This window comes from Mycobacterium sp. (assembly GCF_049585075.1).
Lineage (GTDB): Bacteria > Actinomycetota > Actinomycetes > Mycobacteriales > Mycobacteriaceae > Mycobacterium.
This window is the reverse complement of the sequence record NZ_JBAUZA010000271.1, coordinates 1-21169: the sequence shown is the minus strand read 5'-3', so window position 1 is coordinate 21169 and position 21169 is coordinate 1. Positions and strand designations below refer to the sequence as shown.

At 65.2% G+C, this 21169-nt stretch carries 26 protein-coding genes and 1 tRNA gene; 18 read left to right on the top strand and 9 right to left on the bottom strand.

All coding sequences use genetic code 11. The features are described from left to right. Positions 1-155: 155 nt before the first annotated feature. The 5 genes from WB785_RS13200 (at position 156) to WB785_RS13180 (ending at position 3084) form a co-directional block, all read left to right on the top strand. Positions 156-422 carry a hypothetical protein gene (locus tag WB785_RS13200; RefSeq protein WP_424079796.1) on the top strand — a complete coding sequence of 89 codons (267 nt, stop codon included), beginning with the start codon at positions 156-158 and terminating at the stop codon, positions 420-422. Next, complete coding sequence (locus WB785_RS13195; RefSeq protein WP_424079769.1) at positions 419-574, top strand: hypothetical protein; 156 nt, start codon at positions 419-421, stop codon at positions 572-574. Before WB785_RS13200 ends, WB785_RS13195 begins: the two co-directional genes overlap by 4 nt. Before the next feature lie 46 nt (positions 575-620). Beyond that, positions 621-776 carry a hypothetical protein gene (locus WB785_RS13190; protein WP_424079767.1) on the top strand — a complete coding sequence of 52 codons (156 nt, stop codon included), beginning with the start codon at positions 621-623 and terminating at the stop codon, positions 774-776. A gap of 122 nt (positions 777-898) precedes the next feature. Beyond that, entirely contained in the window at positions 899-1603 is a 705-nt protein-coding gene (locus tag WB785_RS13185; RefSeq protein WP_424079794.1) for a response regulator transcription factor, read from the top strand. A 2-nt stretch (positions 1604-1605) separates the two neighbouring features. Next, positions 1606-3084 carry a sensor histidine kinase gene (locus WB785_RS13180; RefSeq protein ID WP_424079765.1) on the top strand — a complete coding sequence of 493 codons (1479 nt, stop codon included), beginning with the start codon at positions 1606-1608 and terminating at the stop codon, positions 3082-3084. 78 nt (positions 3085-3162) lie between these two features. Here the strand turns inward: WB785_RS13180 and WB785_RS13175 are convergent, their stop codons facing one another. Further along, complete coding sequence (locus tag WB785_RS13175; RefSeq protein WP_424079763.1) at positions 3163-3651, bottom strand: lipoprotein LpqH; 489 nt, start codon at positions 3649-3651, stop codon at positions 3163-3165. Positions 3652-3826: 175 nt separating this feature from the next. On the opposite strand from WB785_RS13175, the gene WB785_RS13170 reads away from it, so the two are divergent. Continuing rightward, positions 3827-5695 carry an alkyl/aryl-sulfatase gene (locus WB785_RS13170; protein WP_424079791.1) on the top strand — a complete coding sequence of 623 codons (1869 nt, stop codon included), beginning with the start codon at positions 3827-3829 and terminating at the stop codon, positions 5693-5695. 158 nt (positions 5696-5853) lie between these two features. Here WB785_RS13170 and WB785_RS13165 read toward each other — a convergent pair whose 3' ends face one another. The 5 genes from WB785_RS13165 to WB785_RS13145 are packed head-to-tail and all read right to left on the bottom strand — an operon-like array spanning position 5854 to position 10529. Next, positions 5854-6825, bottom strand: a complete 972-nt coding sequence (locus tag WB785_RS13165) for an NADPH:quinone oxidoreductase family protein (protein ID WP_424079761.1) — start codon at positions 6823-6825, stop codon at positions 5854-5856. Continuing rightward, entirely contained in the window at positions 6825-7448 is a 624-nt protein-coding gene (locus tag WB785_RS13160) for a TetR/AcrR family transcriptional regulator (RefSeq protein WP_424079759.1), read from the bottom strand. Before WB785_RS13160 ends, WB785_RS13165 begins: the two co-directional genes overlap by 1 nt. After that, a complete protein-coding gene (locus WB785_RS13155; RefSeq protein ID WP_424079790.1) occupies positions 7429-8712 on the bottom strand; it encodes an acyl-CoA dehydrogenase family protein in 1284 nt (427 codons plus the stop codon). The genes WB785_RS13160 and WB785_RS13155 overlap by 20 nt, the downstream gene beginning before the upstream one ends. A gap of 28 nt (positions 8713-8740) precedes the next feature. After that, positions 8741-9505 (bottom strand): SDR family NAD(P)-dependent oxidoreductase, encoded by a 765-nt coding sequence (locus WB785_RS13150; protein ID WP_424079757.1) that lies wholly within the window; start codon positions 9503-9505, stop codon positions 8741-8743. Position 9506: 1 nt separating this feature from the next. Next, positions 9507-10529, bottom strand: a complete 1023-nt coding sequence (locus WB785_RS13145; RefSeq protein ID WP_424079789.1) for a phosphotransferase family protein — start codon at positions 10527-10529, stop codon at positions 9507-9509. 82 nt (positions 10530-10611) lie between these two features. On the opposite strand from WB785_RS13145, the gene WB785_RS13140 reads away from it, so the two are divergent. Further along, positions 10612-11238: a histidine phosphatase family protein gene (locus WB785_RS13140; RefSeq protein WP_424079755.1), complete on the top strand. Its 627-nt coding sequence runs from the start codon at positions 10612-10614 to the stop codon at positions 11236-11238. 12 nt (positions 11239-11250) lie between these two features. After that, positions 11251-12294, top strand: a complete 1044-nt coding sequence (locus tag WB785_RS13135) for a phosphotransferase family protein (RefSeq protein WP_424079753.1) — start codon at positions 11251-11253, stop codon at positions 12292-12294. A 4-nt stretch (positions 12295-12298) separates the two neighbouring features. Here WB785_RS13135 and WB785_RS13130 read toward each other — a convergent pair whose 3' ends face one another. Next, positions 12299-12643, bottom strand: a complete 345-nt coding sequence (locus WB785_RS13130; protein ID WP_424079751.1) for a LapA family protein — start codon at positions 12641-12643, stop codon at positions 12299-12301. A 102-nt stretch (positions 12644-12745) separates the two neighbouring features. Between WB785_RS13130 and WB785_RS13125 the strand changes: the two genes are divergently transcribed. The 5 genes from WB785_RS13125 (at position 12746) to WB785_RS13105 (ending at position 16810) form a co-directional block, all read left to right on the top strand. Continuing rightward, entirely contained in the window at positions 12746-13687 is a 942-nt protein-coding gene (locus WB785_RS13125; RefSeq protein WP_424079750.1) for an ABC transporter substrate-binding protein, read from the top strand. Positions 13688-13690: 3 nt separating this feature from the next. Continuing rightward, complete coding sequence (locus WB785_RS13120; protein WP_424079748.1) at positions 13691-14785, top strand: ABC transporter ATP-binding protein; 1095 nt, start codon at positions 13691-13693, stop codon at positions 14783-14785. 2 nt (positions 14786-14787) lie between these two features. Then, positions 14788-15471 (top strand): ABC transporter permease, encoded by a 684-nt coding sequence (locus WB785_RS13115; protein WP_424079746.1) that lies wholly within the window; start codon positions 14788-14790, stop codon positions 15469-15471. Continuing rightward, on the top strand, positions 15468-16208 hold the full coding sequence (locus tag WB785_RS13110) for an ABC transporter permease (protein WP_424079744.1): 741 nt from the start codon (positions 15468-15470) through the stop codon (positions 16206-16208). Before WB785_RS13115 ends, WB785_RS13110 begins: the two co-directional genes overlap by 4 nt. A gap of 74 nt (positions 16209-16282) precedes the next feature. Continuing rightward, positions 16283-16810 carry a putative glycolipid-binding domain-containing protein gene (locus WB785_RS13105; RefSeq protein ID WP_424079787.1) on the top strand — a complete coding sequence of 176 codons (528 nt, stop codon included), beginning with the start codon at positions 16283-16285 and terminating at the stop codon, positions 16808-16810. On the opposite strand, the gene WB785_RS13100 is transcribed toward WB785_RS13105, so the two are convergent. Then, complete coding sequence (locus tag WB785_RS13100) at positions 16773-17717, bottom strand: prephenate dehydrogenase (protein ID WP_424079786.1); 945 nt, start codon at positions 17715-17717, stop codon at positions 16773-16775. The two genes, WB785_RS13105 and WB785_RS13100, sit on opposite strands and share 38 nt — an antisense overlap. A gap of 132 nt (positions 17718-17849) precedes the next feature. Here WB785_RS13100 and WB785_RS13095 point away from each other — a divergent pair, with 132 nt between their 5' ends. The 3 genes from WB785_RS13095 to WB785_RS13085 all read left to right on the top strand — a co-directional run bounded on the left by WB785_RS13095 (position 17850) and on the right by WB785_RS13085 (position 18994). Continuing rightward, complete coding sequence (locus WB785_RS13095; RefSeq protein ID WP_424079742.1) at positions 17850-18362, top strand: tRNA adenosine deaminase-associated protein; 513 nt, start codon at positions 17850-17852, stop codon at positions 18360-18362. Between the two features lie 53 nt (positions 18363-18415). Further along, a complete protein-coding gene (locus WB785_RS13090) occupies positions 18416-18874 on the top strand; it encodes a nucleoside deaminase (RefSeq protein ID WP_424079740.1) in 459 nt (152 codons plus the stop codon). A 29-nt stretch (positions 18875-18903) separates the two neighbouring features. After that, positions 18904-18994, top strand: a tRNA-Ser gene (locus WB785_RS13085). 161 nt (positions 18995-19155) lie between these two features. On the opposite strand, the gene WB785_RS13080 is transcribed toward WB785_RS13085, so the two are convergent. Continuing rightward, positions 19156-19518: a metallopeptidase family protein gene (locus WB785_RS13080; RefSeq protein ID WP_424079738.1), complete on the bottom strand. Its 363-nt coding sequence runs from the start codon at positions 19516-19518 to the stop codon at positions 19156-19158. A 183-nt stretch (positions 19519-19701) separates the two neighbouring features. On the opposite strand from WB785_RS13080, the gene WB785_RS13075 reads away from it, so the two are divergent. Next, a complete protein-coding gene (locus WB785_RS13075; protein WP_424079784.1) occupies positions 19702-19971 on the top strand; it encodes a DUF732 domain-containing protein in 270 nt (89 codons plus the stop codon). Positions 19972-20081: 110 nt separating this feature from the next. Next, positions 20082-21169 (top strand): DUF7159 family protein (locus tag WB785_RS13070; protein WP_424079736.1); only part of this gene is annotated, 1088 nt, incomplete at its 3' end.

Sequence of the window (21169 nt, the reverse complement as noted above, 5' to 3'; positions counted from 1 at the left end):
GCCGGACTAGCGCTTCAACGTTAGCCAACCTGGTGTTCGGCTAGGCGATTGTCGCTGTCTGCTGTTAGACCTGTGTCGAACTGCGATGTTTGAACAGGTATCGCCGCGGGTATTCGGGCTTCGCTGTTTGCCAGACGTTTTTTGCTTCGACATTGATGGAGGCGAGGATGCGTGGCGGAGGTTTAATCGGTGCGATTGTGGTGGTCTGGTTGGTGATCGGCGTGATAGCCGCATTCCAGCGAGGCTACTTGAAGAATACCGACCAAAATTGTGCCAGCTTAGGCACCGTCGCAGTCACTGTGCTCGTCGGTCCCCTGAATTATGCGGGTGTCAACCCAAAGGTGACCGATTGTCATTTGCCGCAACCCAGTTCGATGCCTGCCACAGACATCGATCACCTCATCGGAGTGGAGGCATCGTGATTGTCTTGGGCATCCTTCTACTCATCGTGGGATTTTTCCTCAAGGTGCCTGTCCTCACCACGATCGGCATCATCTTGCTGGTGATCGGTGCAGTGCTCTGGGTCCTGGGCTCCGTCGGTCGCCCAGTCGCCGGCAGGCGCTATTGGTACTGATGCGAATCAGTGGAAAACCCTCACCAAACATTTGAAAGGAAACGTCATGATCATCCTCGGAATTATCTTGCTCGTCATCGGATATGTAGTGCCACTGCCGATCCTGATTACCATCGGGTGGATTCTGGTAGTCATTGGTGCGATCCTGTGGATCCTTGGCGCAGTTGGCCGCCCGGTCGCCGGTCGAAGAGTCTGGTTCTGACCCCAAAGCTGCAGCCTGGGCGGCTCACAGCCGACACATAGGGTTGGCACAGCGACACCTCATCACGCTGGGCATACTTTGAACCTGTGAGCCAACCCCAAGCGCCTGTCGAGCGGGTCGTGATGCGCCGCGCGGATGGGAACCCGATCAACGTTCTGGTGGTCGATGACGAGGCGGTCCTCGCCGAGATGGTGTCGATGGCGCTGCGTTACGAAGGCTGGAACATCGCCACCGCCGGTGACGGAGCGTCGGCGCTGGAATCCGCCCGGACGCAGCGACCCGACGTGGTCGTCCTCGACGTGATGCTGCCCGACATGAGCGGGCTCGATGTCTTAAGGAAACTGCGCGAACAGAATCCGCAGCTGCCGGTGCTGCTGCTGACGGCCAAGGATGCGGTGGAGGACCGCATCGCCGGCCTCACCGCCGGTGGCGACGACTACGTCACCAAACCATTCAGCCTCGAAGAAGTGGTGTTGCGGCTGCGTGCACTGCTGCGGCGCACCGGGGTGACAACCGAGGACAGCGGTGCGCAGCTTGTTGTCGGGGACCTGGTACTCAACGAGGACAGCCACGAGGTGACCCGGACCGGTGAGCCAATCTCGTTGACATCCACCGAGTTTGAGTTGCTGCGGTTCATGATGCGCAACTCCAGGCGGGTACTGAGCAAGGCGCAGATCTTGGATCGGGTGTGGAGTTACGACTTCGGCGGGCGGTCGAACATCGTTGAGCTGTACATCTCCTATCTGCGCAAGAAAATCGACAACGGGCGCGAGCCCATGATCCACACGCTGCGCGGAGCGGGCTACGTACTCAAGCCGGCCCGCTAGCCATGGGAGGGACCTGGTCGCTGCGGCTACGGCTGTTGATCGGGCAAGTCGTGGTGCTCGTCGTCGTCTGCGTGGGAATCGGCGCGGTGACCGAGTTCGCGTTGTACCGATATCTGGTGGGACAGCTCGACACACAGCTGCTCGACGCCTCGCATCGCTCGGTGCGGATATTGGGTGAGCCGCCCTCCGCGCCGTGGCGGCATCATTTACGGCCATTCCCACGACCCGGCCCGGGCCCGGTCTTTCTCGATGCTCCCGGCCAGCCGGTCGGCATGGTCGCGGGCGTGATCGGCAAAGACGGGGCGCTCGAGGCCGGGTACCTGACCACCGCCGGCGGCCGGGCCGCATTGAGCGACGGCGCCAAGGCGCAACTGATCGCGATCCCGGTCAACCGCACGCCGGTGACCCGAGATCTCAACGGGCTGGGCCGATATCGCGTCATCGCTGCGCCGGCCCGACGCGGCGGTGAGGTGATCATCACCGGCTTGTCGCTGTCCGAAGTCGACGCCACGATGATCCGTGTCCTGTTGATCTTCGCGGTGGTGATCGTCGTCGCCGTAGCAGCCGCCACCACGGCGGGCGTCGTGATCATCCGGCGAGCACTGGCGCCGCTGCGGCGCGTTGTGCTGACCGCCGGCGAGGTCGTCGATCTGCCGCTGGACCGCGGCGAAGTCGCGCTGCCGGTGCGGGTGCTCGAGGCGGACGCCAACCCCCGTACTGAGGTTGGGCAACTCGGCTCGGCGCTGAACCGGATGCTCGACCACATCGCGACCGCCTTGTCTACGCGCCAAGCCAGCGAGACCCGGGTGCGCCAATTCGTCGCGGACGCGAGTCACGAATTGCGCACCCCGTTGTCCGCGATCCGCGGTTACACCGAGTTGGCCCAACGCATGCGCGAGGACAGCGACGCGGTGGCCCACGCGATGAAACGCGTGCAATCCGAAACCGAACGGATGACTCGCCTCGTCGAGGACCTGCTGCTGCTCGCCCGCCTGGACTCGGGCCGACCACTGGAGCGTGAATCGGTGGATTTGTCCCGGGTGGCCGTCGACGCGGTCAGCGATGCGCACGTCGCCGGTCCGGATCACCAATGGGAACTCGACTTGCCCAAGGAGCCGGTGACCGTCTGCGGCGATGCCGCCCGGCTGCATCAGGTGGTGACCAACCTGCTGGCTAACGCCCGCGTCCACACCGGCGCGGGAACCATCGTGACCACCCGGTTGGCCTCCGACACGACGCATGCCGTGCTGAGCGTTATCGACAACGGGCCGGGAATCCCCGAGCAGTTGCAGTCGGAGGTGTTCGAGCGGTTCGCCCGCGGCGACACGTCCCGATCCCGGAAGGGCGGCAGCACCGGCCTGGGCCTGGCGATCGTTGCGGCGGTGGTCAAAGCTCACAACGGCACGATCACATTGGGCAGCTCGCCGGGCCGCACCGACTTCACCGTGCGATTGCCGCTTACGGCGGACCTCGAAACATAAGCCCACGCAACAGGATTAAAGCAACGACGGCGACGCCATGGGAGCGTCGCCGTCGTCTCGTACGGTTACTTCAGGACCCTAGGGGCACGTGACATCGATCTCGAAGGGCTTGTTGACCGGCTGCATCGGGTTGGCCATGTCCACCCCGGTGGCCGTCCCTGAAATCTTGTACTTGCTGCCGTCCTTGGTCGCGCTGGCGTTGCCTTGACCGGTGCCCGGGGTGTAACCCAGCGTGACGCCGTTGACGTTGCCGAGCCCGACCGACTTCACCGCGGGAGGGCTGGCGTCGGTGAGCACTGCGCCAATGCCGGTGGACGCCCCACCGATGGCGATGTTCACGTTGCCGGCCGCCGTGGTGCATGCGACGGTGCCGCCGACGTTCTGGTCTTTGCCATCGATGGTGACTTTCGCCGCTGCGGCTCCGCCGCCCGGGCCGGTTACCGTTGCGCTGCTCTGGCTCGACGATGACCCGGAACTGCTGGTCGATTCCTTCTTGCTCGAACATCCGGACAGACCTACGACCACGATCGCCGTCGCTGCTGCAGCGACCGTAACTGAACGCTTCACTCGTGCTCCTTTGCCGTTGTGGCGGTCCACAGGAACTTCACAGACCGTTTTGGCAGTATGCCGTCTCGCCGAACGATGGGTATCCGGATTCGCCAAAATTTCGTTTTCGGGCCAGCACGACTGCCTCAGTATGAACAGACGTTTGCTGGCGTCTCGTCGATCGGTGGTTCGGGTCCTGCGCGGCGCAATTGGTGGCAGTGTCGGGCCGGTGGACGAGAAGCGCGGATTACCGCTGGACGACACTAGGGATTTCGCCGACGCCGACCGAGGATTCATGGCCGCGCTGACGCCCTGCGTCGTGAACGCCGCCGACGGGCGGGTGGTGTGGGATAACGACGCGTATTCGTTCATCACGGGGGATGCGCCGCCGTCAGTGCACCCCAGTCTGTGGCGGCAGTGCACGTTGACCGCCAAGCAAGGCCTCTACGAGGTGGTCCCGGGTATTTACCAGGTCCGCGGCTTGGATATCTCCAACATCAGCTTCGTCGAGGGCGACGACGGTCTGATCGTGATCGACCCGCTGGTCTCCACGGAGGTGGCCGCCGCGGCGCTGCAGCTCTACCGCGCGCAGCGGGGTGAGCGGCCCGTCGTCGCGGTGATCTACACGCACAGCCACGTGGATCATTTCGGCGGCGTGTTGGGTGTCACGTCGCAGGCCGACGTCGACGCCGGGACAGTGCAAGTGCTGGCGCCGGAAGGATTCACAGACCACGTTGTGCAGGAGAACGTCTATGCCGGCACCGCGATGGCGCGTCGCGCGACCTACATGTACGGCAGCAAGCTGGCCCGCGGTCCGCAAGGACATGTCGGCTGCGGCCTGGGCCAGGCGCCGTCTCTTGGTGAGGTAGCCCTGATTGTGCCCACGGTCGATATCCGCACCACCGGTGAAACCCGCACGATCGACGGGGTCGAGATCGAATTCCAGATGGCGCCGGGCACCGAGGCTCCGGCCGAAGTGCACTTCTATTTCCCGCGATTCCGCGCACTGTGTATGGCCGAGAATGCCACCCATAACCTGCACAACCTGTTGACGCTTCGCGGCGCGCTGGTTCGCGACCCGCACGTCTGGTCGGGTTACCTCACCGAGGCGATCGACACGTTCGCCGGCCGCACCGACGTCGTGTTTGCGTCGCACCACTGGCCGACCTGGGGATACGAGGGCGTCGTCGAGTTTCTGTCGCTGCAGCGCGACTTGTACGCCTATTTGCATGACCAGACGCTGCGGCTGCTCAACCAAGGACACACCGGCGCCGAAATCGCCGAAACATTGCAAATGCCACCGGCACTGGACAAGGCGTGGCACGCCCGCGGCTACTACGGCTCCGTCAGCCACAACGTCAAAGCGATCTACCAGCGCTACATGGGCTGGTTCGACGGCAACCCGGCGCGGCTGTGGCCGCACCCGCCCGAAGCGCTGGCCACCCGGTATGTCGATGCGATGGGCGGGATCGACCGCGTCGTCGAACTTGCTCAGCGGGCCTTCGATTCTGGTGACGCTCGTTGGGCTGCAACACTTCTCGATCACGCGGTGTTTACCGACAGCACGCATGCAGGCGCCCGCGCCCTGCTCGCGGAGACGTTCGATCAGTTGGCCTACGGCGCCGAGAACGCGACCTGGCGCAACTTTTTCCTGTCGGGCGCGTTGGAATTGCGCGACGGCAACTTCGGCACAGCCGCTCAAACCACTTCGCTGACGTTGATGTCTGCGTTGACGCCGGCGCAGATCTTCGACGGCCTGGCCATCAGCGTCAACGGTCCCCGCGCTTGGGATTTGGATCTCGCCGCCGACGTCACGTTGACCGACGTGGAGACCAACTATCGTCTCGCGCTGCGTAACGGCGTGCTCGTAAGCCGCGAAACACCCGCCGATGCCGCCACCGCGAACGTGACCGTCAAGCTGGACAATGCGCTGCGCCTCCTCACGGTGGCAATGGGTGACGTGAGTTCGCCGGGACTGGAGATCTCCGGCGACCAGGCGGCCCTGCAGCAGCTGCTCGGTGTGCTCGACAAACCCGATCCGGCGTTCAACATCGTTACGCCGTGACGAGCAGCGGTCGTCACATCAGCACCACGAGCCTCCCGGCGGAAGGTATTGGCGGTTTGCCCGCCTTTGAGCGACAAATTCGAAAGTCGCTCTGAGGCGGGCAGATTGGCTGGCCGGGTGTGCAGAAACTCCTGTGACGGATGAGAATGTGGGCCAGGTTAGGCCACGTCGATGACCACCTTGCCGACCGCCTTGCGCTCGGCCACATGGCGTAACGCCTTCGCGGCGTCGGCCAACGGGAACCGCGCACCGATATAGGGCTGGATCCGGCCGTCGGCGAACATCTGCTGCAGCTCGGCGATGTCGCGCGCGGCGTCGTCGGGGTGATCGGCGGTGAAGGTGCGAATTTCCATGCCGCGAATCGTGATGTCCTTCAAGAGAACCAGATTCAGCGGAATGGCCGGAATCGCACCGGCGGCGTAGCCGAGTGTGATGAACGTTCCGCCCCGGGCCAGACCACGTAGCGCTGGCTCCGCGTAGTTGCCCCCGACCGGATCGATGACGACGCGGGCGCCGCCGCCGGTGAGCTCGCGGATCGCCCCCTTCAGATCGTCGCGGTCGTAGGCGACGGTCGCCTCGGCGCCGCGCTGCCTGCAGATGTCGAGCTTGTCCTGCGTCGAGGCCGCCGCCAGCACCCGGGCCTTCATACCGACTGCCAGATCGAGCGCGGCTTGCCCGACGCCGCCGGCCGCTCCGAGGACCACCACCCAATCTCCTTCTGCGACTTGGGCAACCGATCGCAGAGCGTGATACGCGGTGCGGTAGGTGACTCCGAACGCCGCCGCAGACGCGAAGTCGGCGCCGTCAGGAACCGCGGATACCTGATGGGCGTCAAGCAGGGCCAGCTCAGCGAAAGCGCCGGTTGGGGTGGCTCCGAATACCCGATCGCACGGCCGAAACTGCGCCCCGTCACCGGCTGCCACCACCTCACCGGCAAGCTCGCTGCCCGGGGTAAATGGCACCGGAATCTTGACCTGGTACTTGCCGGCGATCAGCAGCACGTCGGGAAAGTTGACAGCGGCGGCGTGCACACGCACCAGCAGCTGACCCGGGCCAGGCGTCGGATCGGGGACGTCATCGACAACCAGGTCTTCGGGAGGGCCGTAGCCGCGGCAGACGACGGCGCGCATCAGCCGGCCCCCAAGCCGCGTAAACAAAACCGCACCAAGTGATCGATGTCGTCGGCGCTGGGCTGGTCAGCCAAATCCAGGTGGCGGCGCATGGTTGCGACCGTGCAACGGAAGACGATGTCGGCGTCCCGGGGAACATCCGTACTGCCCAAGGTCGCGATCGGCTCGGTCAAAAGATCGCGCATCGGCCGCATGATCTCGTCGTCGGCGGCCCGCCAGTTGGAGGTGGCCGAGATCTGGCCGGCGGCAGCCCGACTCATGCTGATCAGGTGTGGGTCGGCCACCTGCGCGAGGGCGCCTTCAATCCAGCGCCGCACTTTGCCCGCCGGCGTGCGCTCTTTGGCCATCTGGTGCTGCAGGTAGGAGACGACGATCGCGACACCGCGCTCCATCACCGCCAGGATGACGTCGTCTTTGCCGGCAAAGTATCGGTAGAAAGCTTTGTTCGACGAACCGGCCTCGGCGACGATATCGCTGACCCGCGGTGGTTCGGGTGCTACCCGCTCCATGACCCGAACGGCCGCGGCGAGGATGCGTTCGACTTCCTCGGTGGCTTCCCGCTGCCGGTCGTCAAGGGCGCGCTCGACAGCCGCGGCGACCCTGCTATTGGTCAACGAGCTCACCGTATTTGGCGCGCGCGGCCTCGCGCCGGACGTGAAGCATTTCGCTGGGCCACTCCGGGCTTTCAGCTTCATAGTTTTTGAGTAGCATCCGCGCCAAGTTGACCTTGTGCGCCTCGGTCGGTCCGTCGGCCAGCCCGAGCGCAATGCCGCCGAGCAAGACATTGACCAGTGGCAGCTGATCGGTGAGCCCCAGTGCGCCGTGCACCTGGATAGCCCGCAACGCAATCGATTTCAGCACCTGTGAGGCCAAGATCTTACAGGTCGCGATCTCAGCGCGGGCGCCATGCTCGTCGCCGCTGTCGATCAGCCACGCGGCATGGAGTACCGTCAGCCGGAACGGTGTCAACTCGGTGTATGAGTCCGCGATGAACTCTTGCACCAGCTGCTTGTCCGCGAGCGAAGTACCTTGAGTGAATCGGCTTTTCGCGCGCTTGGACATCATCTCGACAGCGCGCTGCGCCATCCCGATCGAGCGCATCGCATGATGCAGCCGCCCGCCCGCCAACCGGGTCTGCAGGATCAGGAAGCCTTGGCCGGCTTCGCCGAGCAATGCGTCAGAGGACACCCGCACCCCGTCATAGTGCACAAGGGAATGACCGGGTTCGTGCGGGTCGGCCCCGACCAGATGGTGGGTAGCTTCGACATTAAGGCCCTTGGTGCCTGCCGGAATCAGGAATGTCGACGCACCGTGATGCACGGCGACATCGGGGTTGGTGATGGCCACCACGATGAAGAAGAATGCCACGGATGCGTTGGAGGAGAAGTACTTTCGTCCGGTGATCACCCAATCATCGCCGTCGCGGACTGCCCGGGTGGTGAAGACCCGCGGATCGGCGCCGCCTTGGGGTTCCGTCATCGAGAAGCAAGAGAATATCTCGCCGGACAGCAGCCCGGCCAAATAGCGGTCCTTTTGATCCTGAGTGCCAAACCGTGCGATGATCTCCGCATTGCCGGTGTCAGGTGCTTGCGTCCCGAATACGATGGGCGCCCAAGGGCTGCGGCCGAGAATCTCGTTGATCAACGTCAGCTTGACCGCGCCAAAGCCCTGCCCTCCGAGTTCTGGACCGAGGTGCGGCGCCCACAGTCCTTGGTCGCGAACCTGTTGTTTGAGGGGGTCGACGATTTTGCGTCGCTCGTCGTTCAGCGGTAAGAACTCGCATCCGGGGAACAGCACCTCTAGCGGCTGGACCTCTTCGCGGACGAATTCGCGGATCCAGTCGAGTTTCTTCTCGAACTCCGGCTCGGTGGAGAAGTCCCATGCCATGTCGAATACTCCTAAGTGCTGGTCGAAATCAGGGGATCCCGCCATCGACTCGCAGAATGGAGCCGGTGGTGAAGCTGGACGCAGCGGATGCCAGAAACAATGCGGCACCGACGATTTCGGCCGGGTCGCCGGCCCGCTGCAGTGAGAGGTGGACGAACGGGTTTTGCGTTGCCTGATCCAGGTTCCACGACTTGCTGACGTCGGTGAGGAACGGGCCGGCCATCAGCGTGTTGACCCGGACTGTCGGCCCGAACGCACGCGCCAGGCCCTCGGTCATGGCATTCAGTCCCGCCTTGGACGCCGCGTAGGGAATGATGTCGGGCGCCGGCCGCAGCGAACCGGCGGTGCTGACGTTGATGATCGAGCCGCTTCCGGCGGCGACCATCTGTTCACCGACCAGAGCGGACAATCGGAACGGGCCCTTGAGGTTGAGGTTGACCACCGCGTCGAAAAGCTTCTCGGTGACGTCGGTGAGCTTGTCATAGACCGGCGACATGCCGGCGTTGTTGATCAGGGTGTCGACCTTGCCGAACCGTTGGTAGCTGGCCTCGACGAGACCGTCGAGCTGATCCCATCGGCCGACGTGCACCTGGTATGGCATTGCGACGCGCCCGGTTTCGCGCTTGATCTGCTCGGCGGTCTCGACGCAGTTCTCCATTTTCCGGCTGGCGATCACCACGTCTGCGCCGCAGCGGGCGGCGCCGAACGCCATTTCCCGGCCCAGCCCCCGGCTGCCGCCGGTGATCAGCACAACCTGGTCGGTCAGGTCGAAAAGCTGGTCGGCATAACCCATTTCAGTGAGCCTTCGGCAGCGAGCCGGCCAGTTCGGCGGCCGTGGCAATCAGTTGCGGGATCATCGCCCCAAACGCGTCCTGGATCTTCGGGTCGACTTTTCCGGTCCGTACTCCGGCAGCGTAGGTCTTTTCGAGCACGATGCCGAGTTTCCAGTTGGCGAGCACGAGGTAGTAGTCGATGTTTTCGGTAGAGAGCCCGCTGGTCTTCTCGTAGCGGTCGAGCAGCTCGCTGCGGCTCGGCATCCCCTTCATATCGAGATAAAAGCCGTCTTCCTTGGGATTTTCACCGTCGTAGCCAAGCAGGCACCAGGCCAAGTCCAGTAGTGGGTCGCCGACGGTGGTCATCTCCCAGTCCACGATCGCGGCGAGCCGAGCGGGCTCGCCGTGCGCGAACATCACGTTGGCGAACTGGTAGTCGCCGTGCATGATGCCCGGCCGGTAGTGCTCGGGGCGGTTGCGTCGCAGCCAGTCGGCGGCTTGGTCCAGGCCGGGAAGTTCACGCACCCGGTAGGTGTCCAGGAACGCCAGCCAGCGGTCGACTTGACGCTCATGGAATCCGTCGGGACGGCCGAAGCCGTCGAGCCCCTGGGCGCGCCAATCCACTCTGCCCAGTTTGGCGGCGGCCTCGACGAGCTCGAAGGCCAAGCCCCGGCGTGCAGTTAGGTCGGTGTCGAACGGGGTCGCCCAGCCGCCGTCCATCGGACTCCAGCCGTCGATGGCCTGCATGACGTAGAAGGGCATGCCGAGCAGATCGCCGGCATCGTTGGCGGCGATCAGCTCGGCATGCGGCACGTCGGTGCCGCGCAACGCGCGCACCAGACGGATCTCACGCAGCAGCCCGTCGACGCGGGCCGCGTCGGCCCGGGCACCGGGCATCCGCAACACCATGCGTTCGTCTCCGCGCCGGATCAGGTAGAGCGTGTTCTGTGAGCCGCCGGACAGCTGTTCCAGCACGGCCTCTTCGCCTTCGCCGGGGGCGCCATTGGCGTCCAGCCAGCGTCCCAGCACGCCTGCATCCAACATCCGCACACCCCAATCTCCATTGGGAGAATAGCATTCTCTGCCGGGGTGACAAGGGCCGCGCATCGCATGCAAGGCTGTGCGCATGCAGTTGCTTCTGGTCCGGCATGGGTTGCCGCTTCGCAGCGAACCCGCGCGCCCTAGACAGGGACGTGCCGACCCCGACCTCTCCGACGAGGGGTGGGCGCAGGTCGCACGGCTGCCTGAGGCACTGGCCAGGTTTCCGATCACCCGCGTGGTGAGCAGCCCGCAGCGTCGCGCCATCCAGACCGCGCAGCCGGTCGCCGCCGCGCGCGGTCTGACCGTCGACATCGACGACCGTTTCGCCGAATACGACCGCGACCTGCCGGTGTACATCCCCATCGAGCACATCCGTGATGAGAACCCGCAAGAGTGGGCTCGGATGGCCGCCGGGCACCTGCCGAGCAAGGTCGACGAGGACGCCTTTCGCGCCCGGGTGCGGGCGGCGGTCGATGACGTCGCCGCATGCGCGGAGCACGAGGACACCGTCGCGGTGTTCAGCCACGGCGGCGTGATCAACGTCGTGCTGCACGAGATCCTCGGAACCAAGCGGGTGTTGTCGTTTCCGATCGACTACGCCTCGGTAACCCGTCTGCTGTTCTCCCGGTCCGGTCAGGCGAGCGTGGTGACGGTGAACGGCACCGAGCATGTGTGGGACCTGCTGCCGCGCAACCAACGCGCCTCTGGGTGATAGACAAGTCCGGTGACTTCCACGCCGCTTGACGGGCTCGATTTGGTCGCGCTGGACGGATATCTGCGCGCGGCCGACATCGGCCGGGACGGGGAGCTGCGGGCGCAGCTGATTTCCGGCGGCCGCTCCAACCTGACCTTTGTGGTCGCCGACGAGTCGTCGAAGTGGGTGCTGCGACGCCCGCCGTTGCATGGGCTGACCCCGTCGGCGCACGACATGGTGCGTGAGTACAAAGTGGTCGCGGCACTCGCCGACACCGCCGTTCCGGTGGCCCGCGCGGTGGCATTGTGCGACGACGACTCGGTCCTCGGTGCGCCGTTCCAGATGGTCGAATATGTTGGCGGGCAAGTGGTGCGCAGTCGCGCCGAGCTCGAGGCATTGGGCGACCAGTACGTCATCGAGCGCTGCGTCGACGCGCTGATCCGAGTGCTGGCAGAACTGCATGCGGTTGACCCGACCGCGGTCGGACTCGCCGATTTCGGCAAACCGAGCGGGTATCTGGAACGCCAGGTCCGCCGCTGGGGCTCGCAGTGGGAACTGGTGCGCTTGTCCGATGACGACCGCGACGCCGACGTCGCGCGACTGCACGCGGCGTTGCAGGAAGCGGTGCCGCAGCAGAGCCGAACGTCGATCGTGCACGGCGACTATCGCATCGACAACACCATCCTGGACGCCGACGACCCGGCGCAGGTGCGCGCGGTGGTGGACTGGGAGCTGTCCACGCTGGGCGATCCACTCAGCGATGCGGCGCTGATGTGTGTGTATCGCGATCCGTCGCTGGACTTGATCATCAACGCACACGCCGCCTGGACGTCGCCGCAATTACCGGTCGCCGACGAGCTCGCACACCGTTACTCGGTGATTTCCGGACAGCCGTTGGCGCACTGGAATTTCTACATGGCCCTGGCCTACTTCAAGCTGGCCATCATCGCGGCGGGCATCGATTTCCGCCGGCGGATGTCGGGTGATGCCGACGACGTCGACGCATCCGACCGCGTCGGCGAAACCGTTGCGCCGTTGATCACCCGTGGGCTGACCGAGCTGCGGACAGCGTGATTGCCTATCGGCCTGCGGCGAGGTTCTTCTTCGCGGCACGCCGCAACTGGTAGATCCGCGCCGTGCCGGCCAGCACGGTGACCAGCCCGCCACCGATCGCCGCCAGCAGAATGGCCACCCCCTCCTGGAGGCTCCAGTGCCAACCGAGGAAGTGGAATTGGGCCGAGTTGGGGTTCTGGATGATGAAGATCAGCAGCACGATCAGAATCAGGAAGCCCGCCGTCAACGAGGTCCACAGGCTGGCCGCGCGGGTGAACTTCACTGCCGATTCCGGCGGCGCCGCGTCGTCCTTGGCCGGTGCGCTGGTTTCCGGTGGTTGATCGGGTGATACAGACGAATCGCTGCTCATAGTTCCATCTTTGCCCTTTGTCGCACGGAATGAAACGAAATCGGGCCGGAAACCTCGCCGCACTCTCAAACCGGGCGGCGCCGCAAGATACTGTCGACTGCTATGGGCATGCTGCGATGGCGCGGGTCCCGCGCGGCAGCGTGGCTCGCGAGCTTGTGTGTTGTTCTGGCGGCCTGCGGCAGCTCCAACCCGCTCGGCGGGGCGTCCGGCGATTTGAACTCGATCGTGGTCGGATCTGCCAGCTTCCCGGAATCGAAAATCGTCGCGGAAATCTATGCACAAGCGTTGCAGACCAACGGTTTCAGCGTCGGCCGCCGCATGGGAATCGGCAGCCGCGAAGCTTATGTCCCTGCGCTGAAGGACCATTCGATTGACCTGGTGCCCGAGTACATCGGCAACCTGCTGCTGTACTTCGAATCGAAGGCGACAGTGACGATGCTCGATGCCGTCGAATTGGAGCTCTACAAACGCCTGCCCGGCGACTTGTCGATTCTGACCCCGTCACCCGCGGCGGACACCGACACCGTCACCGTCACCGCCGACACCGCGGCCAAGTGGAACCTCAAGACGATCGCAGATCTGGCCGCACATTCTCCCGAGGTCAAGTTCGCTGCGCCGTCGGACTTTCAAACCCGGTCATCGGGTCTGGTTGGGCTGCAGCAGAGATACGGGCTCGACATTGCGCCCGGCAACTTCGTCGCGATCAGCGACGACGGCGGCGCGGTCACTGTACGTGCACTGGTTCGCGGTACGGTCAATGCCGCCAACATCTTCAGCACTTCACCGGCGATCATGCAGAACCATCTGGTTGTGCTCGACGACCCGGAGTGCAATTTCCTGGCCGGCAACATTGTCCCGCTGGTGAATTCGCAGAAGAAATCCGATCGGCTCAAAGGTGTGCTGGACGCGGTGTCTGCCAAGATGACCAGCCACGGCTTGGCCGAGCTCAACGCCTCTGTATCCGGCAACTCTGGCATCGACCCCGACCAGGCAGCTCGAAACTGGTTGCGGGATAACGGCTTCGACCATCCGATCAAAAGCTGACAGTTGATTAGCTTCAAGAATGTCTTCAAGGCTTACGCCGACGGCACCGTCGCCGTCGATGACCTGAGCCTGGACGTGCCCGAGGGCTCGCTGACCGTTTTTGTCGGGCCCTCCGGTTGCGGCAAAACCACGTCGATGCGGATGATCAATCGGATGGTCGAGCCGACATCAGGCACCGTCAGGGTCGACGGCGCCGATGTCGCCCGTGTCGACCCGGTGCAGCTGCGCCTCGGTATCGGCTACGTGATCCAGGGCGCAGGCCTGATGCCGCACCAACGGGTGATCGACAACGTGGCGACGGTGCCGGTCCTCAAAGGCCAATCTCGGCGGGCCGCGCGCACGGCCGCCTACGACGTGTTAGAGCGGGTGGGTTTGAATGCCAAGCTGGCCAGCCGCTATCCCGCGCAGCTCTCCGGCGGCGAGCAGCAGCGGGTCGGGGTAGCCCGGGCGCTCGCCGCCGATCCGCCGATTTTGTTGATGGACGAACCATTTTCGGCTGTCGACCCGATAGTCCGCCTGGAGCTGCAGCGCGAAATACTGCGGCTACAAGCCGAATTGCACAAGACGATCGTGTTCGTTACGCACGACATCGATGAGGCTGTCCGGCTCGCCGACCGCGTTGCGGTGTTCGGTCCGGGTGGTTCGCTGCAGCAGTACGAGGAGCCCGCGCGGCTGTTGTCGCGGCCGGCCAATGATTTCGTGTCGAGGATGATCGGTCTCGGCCGTGGCTATCGGTGGTTGCAGTTCTTGGATGCGGCGCAACTGCCGGTACACGACATCGATCGGATTGCCGAATCCGCGATTTCAGACGTCCAACTTCGCGACGGCTGGACATTGGTGGTGAAAGCCGATGGCGCGCCGTTGGGCTGGATCGATGCGAACGGCGCACGTAAGCACCGCAGCGGGGCGTCGCTGCGTGACAGCGTCACGTCGGTCGGCTCGCTATTCCGCCCGGGCGGCAATCTCAGCCAGGCACTGGACGCCGCGTTGTCGTCGCCGGCAGCGATGGGGGTAGCCGTCGACAAGGCGGGCAAGGTTATCGGGGGAGTGCGGGCCGGCGATGTGCTGGCCGTGTTGGAATCCCAGCCGCGGGATTAGGCGTGCACTACCTGATCACTCATCTCCCGACGGCGTGGACGCTGACGGTGGTTCACCTGCGGCTGTCGCTGGTACCGGTTTTGGCCGGGCTGGCGATTGCGCTGCCGTGGGGCGTGGTGGTGCGCCGCCGGGCCGCGCTGCGACGACTGACCACACTGACCGCAAGTGTGGTCTTCACCATCCCGTCGCTGGCGCTGTTCGTGGCGTTGCCGCTGATTATTCCGACCCGGATTCTCGACGAGGCCAATGTCATTGTCGCGCTGACGCTTTACACCACGGCGCTGATGGTCCGGTCGGTTTTCGAGGCGCTCGACGCGGTGTCGGCACAGGTGCGCGACGCTGCCAGCGCGATCGGTTACCGGCCGATCATGCGACTGCTCAAAGTCGAACTGCCACTGTCGATTCCGGTGCTCGTTGCCGAGCTGCGAGTGGTCGTGGTGACCAACATCTCGATGGTCTCGGTGGGCGCGGTCATTGGCATCGGCGGCCTGGGCACCTGGTTCACCGAGGGCTACCAGGCGAACAAGAGCGACCAGATCGTCGCGGGGATCATCGCTATCCTGCTGGTCGCGCTTGTCGTCGACATGCTGATCACGCTGGCCGGACGGCTCGCGACGCCGTGGAACCGGGCACCGCGGCCCCGCCGCCGGTTGCCAACAGCTCCGGTGGTGGGGGGCTCGCGATGAGCTTCATCGAACAGGCGGTGTCGTATCTGTTCACCGCGAGCAACTGGTTCGGCCCGGTGGGTCTGGCGGCGCGCACCTTGGAGCACCTGGAGTACACCGCGGCCGCGGTAGCGGTTTCGGCGCTGATCGCGATCCCGGTCGGCATGCTCGTCGGGCACACCGGCAGCGGCGCCCTGGTGGTGGTGAGCCTGGTCAACGCGTTACGCGCGCTGCCGACCCTGGGCGTGCTGCTGTTAGCCGTATTGCTGTGGGGCTTGGGCCTGGTGCCACCGATCGTCGCGCTGATGCTGCTGGGCATCCCGCCGTTGCTGGCCGGCACGTATGCCGGCATTGCCGCGGTGGATCACACCGTGGTTGACGCTGCCCGCGCGATGGGCATGGGCGAGCTGCGGGTGCTGGTGCGGGTCGAGGTGCCCAACGCGCTGCCGCTGATACTTGGCGGGCTGCGCACCGCGACGTTGCAGGTGGTCGCCACCGCGACGGTGGCCGCCTATGCCAGCTTGGGCGGCCTGGGCCGATATTTGATCGACGGCATCAACGTGCGTCAGTTCCATATCGCTCTGGTCGGTGCGTTGATGGTGGCTGCGCTGGCGTTGATCCTTGACGCCGCGCTGGCATTCGCGATCTGGGTCGCGGCGCCCGGTACCGGTCGGCTGAGACGTAAGCCACCGAATGGCGCACGCGTGACCGACCACGCCTCGATATCACCGGAGCCGTCGCTTAACGTAGACGCGTGAGCCCACCCCCCACCGAAGCGACGTCGAGTTCCTGGTCGACGATTCTGACCTGGCGCGCGCACGACGCCAGGCGGATGGAATCGGTACGGGTGCAGTTGTCCGGCAAGCGATTAAAGGCCAACGGGCGCATCGTGGCCGCGGCCTCCGAGACCAATCCGGCGTTCGCGGCCTATTACGATCTGCAGACCGACGAGACCGGCGCGACCAAGCGACTCGGGATGACGGTCACGCTGGCCGAGCGGGAACGTCAGCTCGCGATCGCCCGTGACGAGGAGAACATGTGGCTGGTCACCGACCATCAGGGCGAGTCTCGGGCAGGCTTCGACGGCGCCCTTGACGTCGATCTGGTCTTCAGCCCGTTCTTCAACGCGTTACCGATCCGCCGCCGCGGTTTGATCGAGCGAGCGGACTCGATCACGGTGCCGACGATTTACGTGAGACTGCCCGAAATGTCGGTGACCTCAGCAATGGTCAGCTACAGCAGTCCAGCCCCGGGAAGTGCCGAAGGGATCAAGGTGCACTCGCCGGTGTCCGAGGTAACGCTGACCGTCGACGCTGACGGGTTCATTGTGGACTACCCAGGCTTGGCAGAGCGGATCTGATCACCCCGCCGGCGCGACCCGCGGCGGCCAACTCCTCACGCCACTTCTCCGTGCCGATGAACACGGTGACGATCTCCGGCCGCGAGAAGCTGTCATAGCGGGTACGCGCGGCATGCCCGGCCTCGACCAGCTCGGCGACGGAGTTGTTGTGCGCCAGCGACTCTCGCGCATCAGTGAGCAATTCAATGGCGCGGTCCACCGCCGGCAGCAGTTGGCCCGCGTTGGCTTCGCACATCGCCCGCACCAGATCCGGTGCGCTGCCCGCCACGCGCGTGCCATCCCGAAACGACCCTGCGGCCAGTGCGAATGCCAGCGGAACCTCCGCAGCGGTGACGGCCAGGGCTTCGGCGAGGAGGTGCGGCAAATGCGAGATGGCGGCTGCGGCGGCGTCGTGTTCGTCGGATCTGGCCGGCACCACCACCGACCCGCAGTCCAGCGCCAGCTCCACCACCATCGGCCAGATCGCCGGGTCTACGTGATCGTCCACGCTGATCACCCACGGCGCACCTGTGAACAGCCGGGCATGGCCGGCGGCCCAACCGGAGTGCGCCGTGCCCGTCATCGGGTGCCCGCCCACGAAACGCTGCTGCAAACCGGCGGCGGTCACCTCATCGAGCACCGCGCTCTTGACGCTGGTCACGTCGGTGAGCGGACAGTCGGGGGCCCACTCCTTGATATGGCCGAGCAGGATAGGCAACCCCGGCATCGGCACCGCGAGAACGATCAGCGCGCCGATATCGGCGGCGCGGGTCAGCGCTTCGGTGATATCGGTTGTGGCGTCAAAGCCGTCGAACCGGGCCGCCTGGGCCCCTTCGACCGAGCGGTTATAGCCGAAGGCCTCGCGGCCGGCCGCCGTCGCCGCACGCAGTAATGATCCCCCGATCAGTCCCAGGCCGAGCACGCACACCGGTGTTTTCGCCACCCCACAAGGTTGGCACATTTACCTGGGAGAGCCGACGCTTGATAGGCGGCCGACGCGACCCCGATCTGCCGGTGATGTGCTGGTCAATGGGCTCCAGCGGGACTAGCGTAGGCGGCCATGGGAGCACAGCGGGCTTCCGCGCAGGCTGACACGCCGGACGGATTCGGCGTGGCCGTTGTGCGCGAGGACGGTAAATGGCGCTGTTCTGCCATGCGTTCCAAAGTCCTGACCAGCCTGACTGATGCGGAAACCGAATTGCGGGAGTTGCGCAGCGCCGGCGCGGTTTTCGGGCTGCTCGACGTCGACGATGAGTTCTTCGTGATCGTGCGCCCGGCGCCGTCGGGAACCCGGCTGTTTCTGTCTGACGCGACCGCGGCACTGGACTACGACATCGCCGCTGAAGTGCTGGACAACCTGGACGCCGACATCAATCCGGAGGATCTAGAGGACGCCGACCCGTTCGAGGAGGGCGATCTCGGGTTGCTCTCCGATGTCGGGCTGCCCGAGGCCGTGCTGGGCGTCATTCTCGACGAGACCGACCTCTACGCCGACGAGCAGCTGGGCCGCATCGCGCGGGAGATGGGCTTTGCCGAGGAATTGTCGGCCGTGCTCGACCGCCTCGGTCGGTGATCGCAAGCGCGGCGGAGCCGGGCGCAGCGGGCCGCCGCCATGAACCTCGGTCGGTGAGCGCCGACGAAGACCTGATCCGTGCCGCCCTGGCGGTCGCCGCTACTGCTGGCCCACGTGACGTTCCGGTCGGCGCGGTAATCGTCGGGCCCGACGGAACCGAGCTGGCCCGCGCAGTCAATGCGCGTGAGGCACTGGGCGATCCGACCGCGCACGCCGAGATCCTGGCCATCCGCGCTGCCGCCGCCGTACTCGGCGACGGGTGGCGGCTGCCCGGAGCGACGCTGGCGGTCACCGTTGAGCCGTGCACGATGTGCGCCGGCGCGTTGGTGATGGCGAGGGTCGACCGTCTGGTGTTCGGGGCCTGGGAGCCCAAGACAGGAGCGGTCGGCTCGCTATGGGACGTGGTGCGCGACCGGCGGCTCAACCACCGCCCAGCCGTGCGCGGCGGGGTGTTGGCTGACGACTGCGCCGCGCTGCTGGAGGCTTTCTTCGCTCGCCAACGATTGGGCTGAGCAGGGCGGCGTTGGGTAAGCTCTCCGGCGGTGGCGTGTCCGAGCGGCCTAAGGAGCACGCCTCGAAAGCGTGTGACGGGTAACCCCCGTCCGAGGGTTCAAATCCCTCCGCCACCGCCAAAGCACTTGAGGCCTTTGGCTTCACAGCCCAGCCGGCTAGAACCTGGACTCAGGACTCGTTTTCTGAGAAATTCTCAGGAACGGTTAGTGGGTCACTCAATTCGGGAGTTGCCGTGAGCGTTAGGGATTGTTCACCAATTCAGGACGCCGGCTGGGTCACGTCAGTAGCGATCGAGCTCGATCAACCGCGCGTCACTGATCCCGAAATGATGCGCGATCTCGTGGAGCACGACGTGTCTGACTTCGCGGCGTAATCGATCGGCGTCGCCGGCAGCGAGTCGCGTGATCGGCCCACGGAAGATGCTGATCTTGTCGGGAAGGACTCCGCTGTACCAGCTGGTCCGTCGCGGCAGCGGTACACCGTGGTAAAGGCCGAGGAGCGGCTGCCGATCTGGAGGCTCGTCCTCGACGACGATCTCGACGTTGCTCATCGCCGCACGGAGATCGGCCGGCAAGCAGCTCAGCGCATCGTCAATCGCCTCTCCGAATGGATCGTTGAGACCCGGCCCCCGAGGCGCACCCATCTGGGCAACGATGCCACAACCGGCACTTCCAGCAAATCGCGTGGGAGGCCCGCGCTTGCCGAGAACACCGCACCGTGGGGCCACACCACGCCTGGTGTTTCGACTGCCGTGAATGGGCTATCCGAGATTTGCCGCGGCCTGCATCCGCTGCCGCTACCGTAAAGGAGCATGATCGTGAAAACAATGCTGGTAGCAGCGGTCTTAGTCGGGATCTGGTTAGCGCCGAGAGCGTATGCCGATCCCCAAGACTCGGTTTTGCTGTCGTACCTAGCGGCGAACAAGGTGGCGGTGGACTCGAACACCGCGATCCACGCGGCACATGTCGCGTGCGCCCAGATAGTCGGCGGCGAATCTACTGTCGTGGTTGCGTCGGTCGTGGCCCGGGAGTTCCCCACGGTCAACGGGGACGAATACTGGATCGCCGCCGGGGCGCGGAAGGCCTACTGCCCCTAATTAGTGCGAACTCACCAGCTGAGCAAGCCGGCCCGGTTGCGCCACCGAGTAGGGTCGAAGCATCAGGGTCGCCGGGGGCGTTATGACGGCACAACTGCGTGGGAGGAGTTGTGGAGGACCTCGTACTCGGGATGTCGATGGCACCGTGGACAGTCGACATGGTGCTGGTCGAAGGGCAAAAGGCCGACGGCGCCACCATCGACCAGGACGGTTTTCCGGTCGCAGCCGGAGCAGATAACGCCAACGGTGCAGCCTCGCCCGCGGCCGATCAGACGTTGGCCGCGATCTTGGGCACTCAACAAAGTGCCGCTGAAGGGGGTTATCGGCTGGCATCGACCGGCGTGACCTTAGTTGATCCCGCCCAGGAAGGTGCGCTGCGAGACGCATTGGCCGCCCGCAAGGTCGAGAACGTCATGCTCGTCTCGGCCTTTCTATCTGCGGCCGCGTTGGCCCAGGCCTACGGCAGCACTACCGGCTACTCCCATACCGGGCTGCTTTTCATCGAGCCGGACTCTGCGACCTTGGCCGTGGTCGACACCGCGAACGGTTCGGTCACCGACATGCGCAAAGCGGTCCTGCCCGATGACGACGTGGACGCCGTCGCGGAGCTGACGGCGCTGGCCGCGGGTGCAGACGGGCTGAACCCAAATCCGCAAGGGCTGTTCGTGGTGGGTTCCGACGGCGTCGACGTCGAAATGATCAAGGCGGAGCTCGAAGCCGCGACCCCGCTTAACGTCAGCGCGCCCACCGAGCCCGGATCGGCGCTGGCCCGCGGTGCGGCCTTGGCGGCCGCCCATGCGCCGCTATCGAACTGGTCGACCTCGGCCCTGGCGTACGCCCAAGACCCCGGCACCGGCGCGGCGGACCCGGTGATAGCTGTTGGCGACGCCGGGGACAGTCAGCAACTCGCTTACAGCGCCGAGGCCGAGGGCGACAACTTGTACACCGAGGCCGCGGCCGCTGAATTCTTGCGCGAGGAAACCGATCCGGGTCGCCGGCCATTCCTGGTCGCACTCGGGGTATTGATGGTCTTCGTTTTCGGTGTCGCCGCCCTGGCGGTGTCGCTGGCGCTCGGCATCCGGCCAAAGGTCAGTGACCGACCCAGCATTGGGCAACAGGTGGTAGCTCCGGCCAAACCGGCCCCGCCGCCCGTCCAAGCGCCAGCACCTGCGCCGGCCGCTCCGGCCGTGCCGCGGCC